We start from the raw sequence: 9718 nt of genomic DNA, 5'->3' as shown, positions 1-9718 counted from the left end.
TCACATGAGCCTCCATAAAAAAGTGAACTTAAAAACAAAATCACCTTAGCATGGCTTTTTTAGAGCAAAGAAATTGGTGAGCTCAGGGAGAAATTAAAACAATTATTAAAACAGCTTACACTTGCAGTACTAACCGAGGATGGATAGGTTTAAGTTTTTTGAAATTTCACATGAAAAAAACTCGTGCCGACAAGATTATGTCGTAGAAAAAGACGTCAATATTATAATAAAAAAATATTTACCTATGTTTCAGGTTGCGCCATTAAAAAATATTCATGCGCATATATTCGCGCCAACATATTCGTGCTTACATATTCACGATCACTATTTTCCAAAACACCTCGTTAAAATTGCACGCACCATTTTCAAAGCCTCCTCGGTAAACTGCGCAAACCGTTTTCCAAGCCATCCCGGCAAAATTAGGCTCATCATTTTCAAAGCCATCTCGGTAAAATTGCGCTCACAATTTTCTAAGCTGCCTCGTCAAAATTATGCTCATCATATTCCAAGCTAATTCTAGCAAAATCGCGCGCACCATTTTCCGATCTACATTCACTTTTAATTACCCAAGAAAATTAGCTTTCAAATCAATCACCTGCTGCGCGAACCACAAATCACTTTACACCATACGGTTTTACAGCCCTATTTCAAATCCACATCCTTCAGCCATCTTTAACTCTAACCAACATCTAATTAATGAAATGAACCCCCATACTCCTATAAAGTTAGGCTCCTATTAGGTGTCTATTAGATGCCTAACTCCATAGTGTGGTGATTTTAAAGTCCGAGCCACGCAGTCAACCAGCCCAAGTCTGTCGGGGCATATTAGGCCCCTTTGACTAGTAGTTTGGACTGCACCCATGGCATTGGAACCTGGCATATTAATTTTTTAAAGCTAGATGAGCTTCGTAGTGATCGTGTTTATAATACGGGGGTTTCAACTCTACATCGTTAAGATTTGAAGCTACAAAATCCCAATTCGCTAATTTCCAAAACTGGTTTAAATATTTTGGTCTCTCATTTTGATAATCTAAATAATAAGCATGCTCCCAAACATCGCAGGTTAATAGGGGTCGGCTATTTCTAGTTAATGGATTTTTTGCATCTCTTGAAGATTCTATCGCCAAAGAATCATCTGTTTTTTTCACCAACCATATCCAACCTGAACCAAACACTCTTTTACCTACTTCAACAAACTGGTCTTTAAATTCTTTAAACGATCCAAAATATTTGACGATTAGACGCGAAACTTCGCCATCAGGTTTTCCGGTTGAATTTGGTGAAAGACTATTCCAAAAAAAATTATGATTCCAAACTTGGGCTGCGTTATCATAAATTTTCTTTTCATCAGCAAACTCACAAGATTGCAGAATAATTTCTTTTAAATCCAGGCTGTCATATTTTGTTCTAGCGATCAGTTCATTTAGAGTAGCCACATATTTTTTGTGATGTTTGCCATAGTGAAATTCTATCGTCTTTTTTGACATCACAGGTTCTAGTGCATTTGTGGCATAGGGAAGTTTCATTAGCTTTACTGACATACGGTGTCCTTTCGTAAATTTCTCATTTATTAAAAGAGCAAACGAGGTGCCAGCACTACAATGACTGTAAGAACAAGAGTGGGTCAGACAATGCATGCTTGGAGAGACAAGTTTTGGGTCAGATAATGCTTATCTTATAGAGACAAGTTTGGGTCAAATAATGCTTTATCTTATGGTGACAAGTTTGGGTCAAAATCGTGATGTCTTGGGATTAATTGTCCCTATTGAATTTTTTCCATTCGTTGAGTAAGCCAACTCATAAATGGCTCAGAGACATTATTATAGTTAGCCCAGTACTCACGTTTATGTTTAGTTTTTTTAACCAACATTTCACGCCATTGATGCCCCAAATGCTGTTTTAACCCCAAACGCGTAAGAATTGTTCCTGCAAAAGCATCAGCAAACCATTCATGGGCATTGGTGAATGCATATTGAGATACAAAATTATTATTTCGCAACTCATCTGCGCTTAACTGACGTTTCTCACTCGATTGATTTAAAGTGTAGTTTCTAAAAAAGGGTTCAGCAAATAGAGATTCCATAGAGTCTTGTTTAAATACTTCGTTCCATGAACCATACTTTTCACAAACTTTTCTTAGTTCATGAGCTCCTAATTGATCTAATAAAAAAACATGGCCTATCTCGTGAGCTAAGGCTGCAACTAACAAAACTCGTTTTTGGTCATATACAAATTCATTATCATCCTGAACCTTATCCTCTTCATCATACGAAAAAATCCCACCAATGCTCAATGCTCTAGCTTGTTGATGATATGCAGCGATATCTTTTTCTGAATCGTGTCCACGGAAAGCATAAAAATATTTAAAACTTTTTAGGTTCTTAATAAACTCTTTTGAAAATCCTTGATTCAATAAAACTAACAAAGCATTTAAAACCTTTGGAGAATGTGTATCGGTATGATCAAGCGCTAAAATTCCGTATTCTTCATAAAGGGTTGTTTGATATTTAATTACTTCCTTTGATTTTGATCTTAGATGTTTTGGAATAACACCTTTAACTAAAACATTTCGTTTTGATTTATCAAGCGGATCTGAATCTAAAACATTTTCAATCCCATCGCCATCAATGTCGTCATCAAACGGAATAAGGACTTGTGATGGTTTGCCATCTACGATGGCTATCCAATCAGGAGTTCCATCATTATCTAAATCTTGTTGAATATAATGCCAAACACACTGTAGCCAATGAAACCTTTGCAATTCAGAAAGTAAGTTTTGATTTTCATTTTTCCAGTTCAGATAAATTTTTTGAAAATGTTCATGACCTTTTTGAAGTGCAATCTTAGCTACAAGAGTTTTTTCCCAATCTGAATTTCTTTCTGAACTTCCTAATGAAGGCATCTGTGTAATTGCTGGAGGCTTTGGAAGATGTACATTTTTGTAAATTTGAAATGGAGCACACATGGGGCTGGTTTGCCCCAAAGATGATACTAAGAGGACAAAAATGAAACATGCATTCCTAGGAATTTGACACAATGTATTCAAGCCTAGAATTGTGTACTGACTAGGGAAATCCGTCTACTGACCGAAGGTCTAGTATTGTGGCATAGTTCATGCTCAATCACTCCTTGGTTGTTAAAACAATATACCGAGGAGGAAATCAATGAGTCATTTTGACAAGAAGTTTTTAGTTACAGCATGTGCGTCATTGCTTGTAGGAAGTCTTTTCGCTGGCTGCTCAAAAGCAGAGCGAAAACGCGATGTAGCTGTCAATCAGCCTACCACAAGTGCACCAGTTGAAAAAGACACAACATCTACAACTGATTCACGTGTTGATGATACCAAACGCCATGACCATGTGTACGGAGTTGTTGAATTTGCAAAAGGACAACACATGTTAACACAACAAAGTCAGCGGAGATTAACTGCGCTTGTTAACGCAATTAAATCTCGCGGACAAATTGAAACAGCTAAACTTGCTGTTTGGTCTGATAGAGAATTCTCTGGAAATGACCAAGATCTATCAAGAGAAGATCGCAGACTTGCAGATCGCCGCGCTGAAGCAATCGAAAATTTTCTCGATGACGCATTAGACGTAAGTAATGTTGATATTTACAACATGGCTAAACGATCAAATTGGTTAGCACGTTTATTTAACACAGAAGATGCCGAACTTAAATCACTCTTCGGAAAACGTGAATCAATGGAAATCAACGATGAAGATTATTTTATCTTCAAAGGTGAAGGTCGCGCTTCAAGATCAGTTGTGATCATTGAGCGAGATTTAGATTAATAGGTATTTATAAGAAGAATCATTAAGCGCTCCGAAAGGGGCGCTTTTTTTATGATAAATCACTTAATGCAGCAACCCGAATTTCAAGGCCTTTATATTTAAAATTCTTACCTCTGACTTCAGCGCTAAATGTGCTGCCATCTTTTCGAAGCCCCGTGAACTGATAGGGGGCTTCATAACCAACTGAGATAAAAGTACGAATACGTTCGCGATCTACTGGTACAGAAAATTCTGAAGCACTTTTACCAATTACTTCTGTCGGTGCAAAACCAAACATTTTTGCAAATTTATGATTTGACTCGATAATTCTACCTTTTTCAGTAACTACAACAGCCATACCTGACGCTTCTACCAAAGCCTGAAATCTTTTTTGCTCTTCTAAAATCACTTGTTCTTGTTTTCGACGTTCTGAAAGATCTCGAATAATGGCCAATCCACCCATTACACGGCCATTGCCAAACATTGGAGCCATAGAAATTTCAATATCTTGGTAAATCCCTTGAGAAGTTTTCCAACGCAACTGAGTAACAGCTGATGTTTTACCTTCTAAAACACTTTTACACAAAGTTCGGTACTGTTCATGGTCATCAGAGTGAAGCAATGTTTCAAAGTTTTTACCTAACCACTCTGAAGTTGACCATCCAGTGATCTCTTTAAATACAGGGCTTAAAAGCGCAATTGACCCATCGGCTAAAGTAGTAACAATAATGTCACGCGCAAGCTGAATAAGCTTTTGTGTACTCATGGATGTTTCTTTGAGTGTTTGTTCTGTTTTTTTGCGTTCAGTTATGTCTCTGACTAATCCAATGAGTGATAATCCATGAGAAGTCTCAATACTCTTAACGGCAATGTCAATTTGTATGCGTGAACCATCTTTTCGAATACATTCAATTTCAAATTGACTAGAGTCGATATTTTTTTGTTTTCGAAATGCATGCCGTTTTAAGACTAATTGTAGCTGATCATGAGGCACAAGTGCCATAATATTTTCCATGGCAAAAAGCTCCGACTCAGAAAAGCCAGTGAGCTTACAAAAAGCTTCGTTAACGTAAACATATCTTTCAGTGGTGGCATCGATGATAACCACCCCCTCACCTAGATCACTTTGAGCTTGCATCAATGCATGGTAGAGTTGTTGTCGTTCTTCTGCTTGATTTTCTATATGTTTGCGATCCGTGACATCACGTACAATGGCTGAAAGATAAATTTCACTGCCCCTTCGCCATGAAGAAAGCATAACCTCCATAGGAAAACTACTTCCATGTTTACGATAGCCATAGACCTCAGTCACACGACCTTTTTTAATTAATTCATCGCGATTAGTAATATTATTTATTTCATGTAGATAATGGCTCCAAACGGTTTTTGGAATAAGTAAGTCAAGTTTTTTACCGACAATTTCTGACTCTTGGTAATCAAATATTTTTTTAGCCCCGTCATTCCAAGATAGAATCACACCCAACTCATTACAAGAAATAATCGCATCATTAGCAAATTGCGTGACCGATTTATATTTAAATTCTGATTCAGAGATAGCAGCTTCATAGAGTTTACGTTCAGTAATCTCACGAATAACACCTAAACCACCAACCACATTTTTTTGCTCATTATACAAAGGAGAATAGACTGCTTCAAAATAACCTTCTCTACCTAACTCCGGAATTTTATACTGCCTATTAGATGATCTAACGATCTCGCCATTTAACGCTCGTAGAAAATATTTATCCTCACCACTTTCCCTTAAGAATGGAAATACTTCAAATGCCAGTTTACCCATACACTCAGCACTGGTTTTACCACTAATTCGTTCCATGGCTGAATTCCAGAGTGTGTATCTGCATTCGAGATCAAAGGCTAAAATACCATCAATACTATTTTTGATTACAACTTCTGTGAGATTAAAAGGATTAAGATCTTCCTTTTGAAACATTATATTATGGCCCGCCAACCAACGCACATGAAATAGCCTTTTCAAGTGAAGTCATAGGAATTGGTGTACCCATCACGCGAGAACTCATTGTGGTGGCCAGTAAACCATTTAGCAAAAGACTCAGACACTCAGCTCTTCCATTTGGGACTTCACCTTTAGTGACCCCAGTTTGAACAATTTCTTTTACAAGATCAGTAATTTTATTATTGAATTCATGAATTCCAACATCAGGAATTCCACGACCTGGTGTAAATGAAATCAAAAACATAAACTTCACAGCCGGGAGATCATCATCACATAACCCATTGTACACTGTTACGAGATTCAAGAATTTGTGAGCAACAGTCCCTTGACCTGAAATGGATTCTTTCAAACCCGAATAAATTTTTTCAGAACAAGAGTTCGCGATTCCTCTGTAGAGTTCTTCTTTATTCTTAAAATAATAGTACAGAGTGGGTTTGGTCACATGAGCTGCTTGAGTGATTTCTCGAACACTCGCACCCACATAACCAAAATTTGAAAAATGCTCCAACGCGTTTACTAATATGCGATCAAGCGTATTTGGCTCTTCCGCTCTGACTGCTTTGTTAACTATCATTATTCCTCCCAAAACTGCATCAATAAGGCCCTACGAAAACACTTTGTGTATTGAAACTCAAGAGAAAATCAATGGCTAATTGCATCCCTACCGCTTGATCGGAATCTGACAGAATCTGTTATAATTCATCTGATTTAACTCTTATTTAACGTAAAGACATGAGACACTTTTACTATGGAGCGCATCCCAGATTATCTCAACCACGTTTTCATTGGCCTTGTTATTTTCCTCTATCTCACACTTATCTACGGCGTCTATTACGGCTGGAGTCGCCAACGCTTTTATTCAACATCACCTAAAAAAGTAGCTGCAATTGTAGCTCTTGGCATTGCCCTATGGCTGGCACTGACAGGGGTTATTGCTCACTTAGGGCTTCTCTCAGATTTTACTGCCATGCCACCACGTTTTATGTTTGTCTTTTTACCTGCGTTATTAGTCACTCTCTATTTCTCATTTTCTGATGATGTGGGGCGTTTGGTTAATGAAATACCAGGGCGCGCACTCATAGCCATTCAATCATTTCGGGTTATTGTTGAAGGTATTTTGTGGCTCCTTTTTATGAACAATGCCCTCCCAGAAATCATGACTTTTACTGGTCGAAATTTCGATGTGGTCATTGCCCTTACGGCTCCAACAATTGCTATATTTGCATTTAAGGGTTTTGAGGTTAATAAACGAGTGGTCATTATTTGGAATGCACTTGGTTTACTTGCACTAGCCAATGTAATTACTCACGGAATATTATCTGCCCCTACACCACTTCGTATATTTATGAGTGATCCTCCAAATACAATGATCGTTTACTATCCATTTGTTTGGTTACCTGCGTTTGTAGTTCCGTGTGCCATTTTCTTTCATCTGGTATCAATTAGAAAAACACTATGATCGAGGCTCCACATGCTATCGTATAAAAAAAAGTCATATTTAATACTTTTTCTAATTGGTAGTGCTGTTCTCTTTTTGATTTATAAAATGTATTTAGAAGATATTCTCACACTTCAAAATCTTCAACTGCATCATCAAGCGTTAAAACATTTTGCGAGTGAGCATCCGCTTCAAATTGTATTAAGTTATCTTGCCATCTATGTGATGATCTCATGTTTAGCGTTTTTTCCGGTGGCTATCTTGATGGCACTTACAGGTGGGGCACTTTTTGGTTTTTGGCCAGGAATAGCACTTGTTTGCCTTGGAAGTACCCTAGGCGCAACCACTGCTTTTTTAATAGCGAGACATTTTTTTAGAGATTTTTTTCAACGGCGTTACAGACGAAAATTAGAAATGATCAATGAAGAAATTAAAAAAGACGGGGCGTTTTATTTATTTATTTTGCGAGTAACCCCGATTTTTCCATTCGCAGCTGTAAACCTACTTATGGCGTTAACACCTATGAGGCTTAAAACATTTTTTATCGGAAGTTTTATGGGCTTTTTACCCGGCACTGCAGCCTATGTGAATGCAGGTGTTCAATTAAGCCTTATTAAAAATGTGAATGACATTTTAACACCATCTTTAATTTTTTCCGTTGTGCTTCTAGCGGTTATACCCCTCATCGCTCGTAAAGGGGTGCACTATTTCAAGGAACATCACGCAAAATAAACTCAGCTACAACAGGAAGATGGTCCGAAGCCATTTGCGAAAGCTTAGTTTTATGAACGCGATGTGTTTTTAATTTACTGGCCATTGATGTGTAAATTTCATCTAGGCGAAAAATCGGTTTCGTTGCAGGAAATGTTCCGCTTGAAGGAACTCTATGAAAACGGCGCTTCAATATCCTTGTAGTACCTACCCAGGGCAGCCATTCATTAAAATCACCAAGCAATATGGTTTTATGTTCATTTGCTTCAAAAATCTTATCTGTTAAATGTTTTAGCTGAAACATGCGCTCACGATATTTCAAGCCTAAATGTGTTGTGATAATTCGATAATTCATTCCGTGTATTTCTAAATCCACATCAATCGCACCTCGAGGTTCTAAACCCGGAACAGAGAGGTCAAGATTTCGTATATTTTTAATAGTATGTCTTGTGAGAAGAGCATTGCCGTAGTGTTTTTCGGATCGAAACATTGTAGGGCCCGCAACAAAATGATAGCCCGTTCTTTTTACAATAAAATTAAGCTGATGCCCTATCTCGGTGATACAATGAGAATCAATTTCTTGAATACCTATAACATCGGCATTGAGCTCTAGAATGACATCAAGAATTCGTTGAGGTTCACACAATTCATCAGAGCCTATACAGCGATGAATATTATATGTAGCGACTTTAAATGTACTTTTATCATTATGCACTTTTTTGTTCCCATGAGCCAAGTACAGCAATAATGATTAAACCCAATATAATAATTATGGGGCTGATAACATGCATCATAGTGAGCGGGTGTGGTGTATCCCAAATTTTAGCAACAATACTTAATTTATCTTTAATCCACGGTATCTTATCAGGACAATGTGCAAGCATTTGACTTTTGCTATTTAAGTTCTTAATGGCAGAAATTAAAGAATTACTCCTCAGCTCATGATCAATCACCGAAATATCTAAACCTAAATGTTCAGCTAACAAGCGATTGCGAATTCTAGTGATATTCATTCTTATCACTTGCTGATCAAGCTCTGACCCATTTGCCTCGATAGAAATATCGCATTCAGTGTCAACACCAGTTGATCGATCATTCAAATTTGAAGAGCCGACTCTTAAGAAGTGGTCGTCAGAGATAAAAATTTTTGAATGTAAATTTATTGGTACTTTTCGATCTGAGGTCAAAGGATAATAGGCAAAAAATCTTCCAAACTTATCAGCCTTGCGCATTTCTCTTAAAAGTTTAGCCCTGAGTACTTCCATTGTACCTGCTTCAAAAGCGCCGGTATTTTGGCAAGGTACTAAGAGAATGATTTCAGGCCCGTCAGGCATGGCTAGTTTTTTCTTCAATGCTTCTGCGATACGTTTAGATGTAAAATATTGATTTTCTATATAAATGTATTTTTTTGCATGATTAATACTATCTAAAAATAATTTTTCATTTTCTCTTATTTCTTTTTCACCTTTATATTTTGGAGCCGTCCTTGAAATTGCAACAGGCAAATCATTAAAATCCACATTCAAATTTTTTGGCCAATACGAATTTTGTGTTTCAATTGGAGGAAACAAAGTTGGTATCCATTCATTTGTTGCGCGATGCCAACGAGCATGGGCAAGTTGACTCAAGGCCCGTGCAGCAGGGCCTTGCACGGCCATTTGAATATCGTGAAATGGTCGATAAGATTTTCCACTGGGATCAATTCTTCTGTGATCATGAGAATTATGTTCTGGTGAATCCCATCTTCGTTGAGTGATGTCTAACCCGCCTACAAATGCAAGGGTGTCATCAATACAAACTATTTTTTGATGATGTGAAGCC

At 37.4% G+C, this 9718-nt stretch carries 9 protein-coding genes; 3 read left to right on the top strand and 6 right to left on the bottom strand.

Features of this window, described 5'->3' with window-relative positions; genetic code table 11:
- Positions 1-881 precede the first annotated feature (881 nt).
- Entirely contained in the window at positions 882-1541 is a 660-nt protein-coding gene (locus SGI74_04915) for a Fe-Mn family superoxide dismutase (GenBank protein ID MDZ4676833.1), read from the bottom strand.
- 221 nt (positions 1542-1762) lie between these two features.
- On the bottom strand, positions 1763-2965 hold the full coding sequence (locus SGI74_04910) for a hypothetical protein (GenBank protein MDZ4676832.1): 1203 nt from the start codon (positions 2963-2965) through the stop codon (positions 1763-1765).
- A 199-nt stretch (positions 2966-3164) separates the two neighbouring features.
- Between SGI74_04910 and SGI74_04905 the strand changes: the two genes are divergently transcribed.
- Positions 3165-3794, top strand: a complete 630-nt coding sequence (locus SGI74_04905) for a hypothetical protein (GenBank protein ID MDZ4676831.1) — start codon at positions 3165-3167, stop codon at positions 3792-3794.
- Positions 3795-3843: 49 nt separating this feature from the next.
- Here SGI74_04905 and SGI74_04900 read toward each other — a convergent pair whose 3' ends face one another.
- Both SGI74_04900 and SGI74_04895 read right to left on the bottom strand, forming a co-directional pair.
- A complete protein-coding gene (locus tag SGI74_04900) occupies positions 3844-5724 on the bottom strand; it encodes a PAS domain S-box protein (GenBank protein MDZ4676830.1) in 1881 nt (626 codons plus the stop codon).
- Positions 5725-5728: 4 nt separating this feature from the next.
- A complete protein-coding gene (locus SGI74_04895) occupies positions 5729-6322 on the bottom strand; it encodes a TetR/AcrR family transcriptional regulator (protein ID MDZ4676829.1) in 594 nt (197 codons plus the stop codon).
- Between the two features lie 174 nt (positions 6323-6496).
- On the opposite strand from SGI74_04895, the gene SGI74_04890 reads away from it, so the two are divergent.
- Complete coding sequence (locus SGI74_04890) at positions 6497-7207, top strand: hypothetical protein (GenBank protein ID MDZ4676828.1); 711 nt, start codon at positions 6497-6499, stop codon at positions 7205-7207.
- Positions 7208-7219: 12 nt separating this feature from the next.
- Positions 7220-7918: a TVP38/TMEM64 family protein gene (locus tag SGI74_04885; protein MDZ4676827.1), complete on the top strand. Its 699-nt coding sequence runs from the start codon at positions 7220-7222 to the stop codon at positions 7916-7918.
- Here SGI74_04885 and SGI74_04880 read toward each other — a convergent pair.
- On the bottom strand, positions 7896-8612 hold the full coding sequence (locus SGI74_04880; protein ID MDZ4676826.1) for an endonuclease/exonuclease/phosphatase family protein: 717 nt from the start codon (positions 8610-8612) through the stop codon (positions 7896-7898). The two genes, SGI74_04885 and SGI74_04880, sit on opposite strands and share 23 nt — an antisense overlap.
- Positions 8605-9718 (bottom strand): phospholipase D-like domain-containing protein (locus SGI74_04875; GenBank protein MDZ4676825.1); only part of this gene is annotated, 1114 nt, incomplete at its 5' end. The genes SGI74_04875 and SGI74_04880, both read right to left, overlap by 8 nt.

Source organism: Oligoflexia bacterium, from assembly GCA_034439615.1.
In the GTDB taxonomy this organism is placed as follows: domain Bacteria; phylum Bdellovibrionota; class Bdellovibrionia; order JABDDW01; family JABDDW01; genus JAWXAT01.
This window is presented reverse-complemented; position numbering and strand designations above follow the sequence as displayed.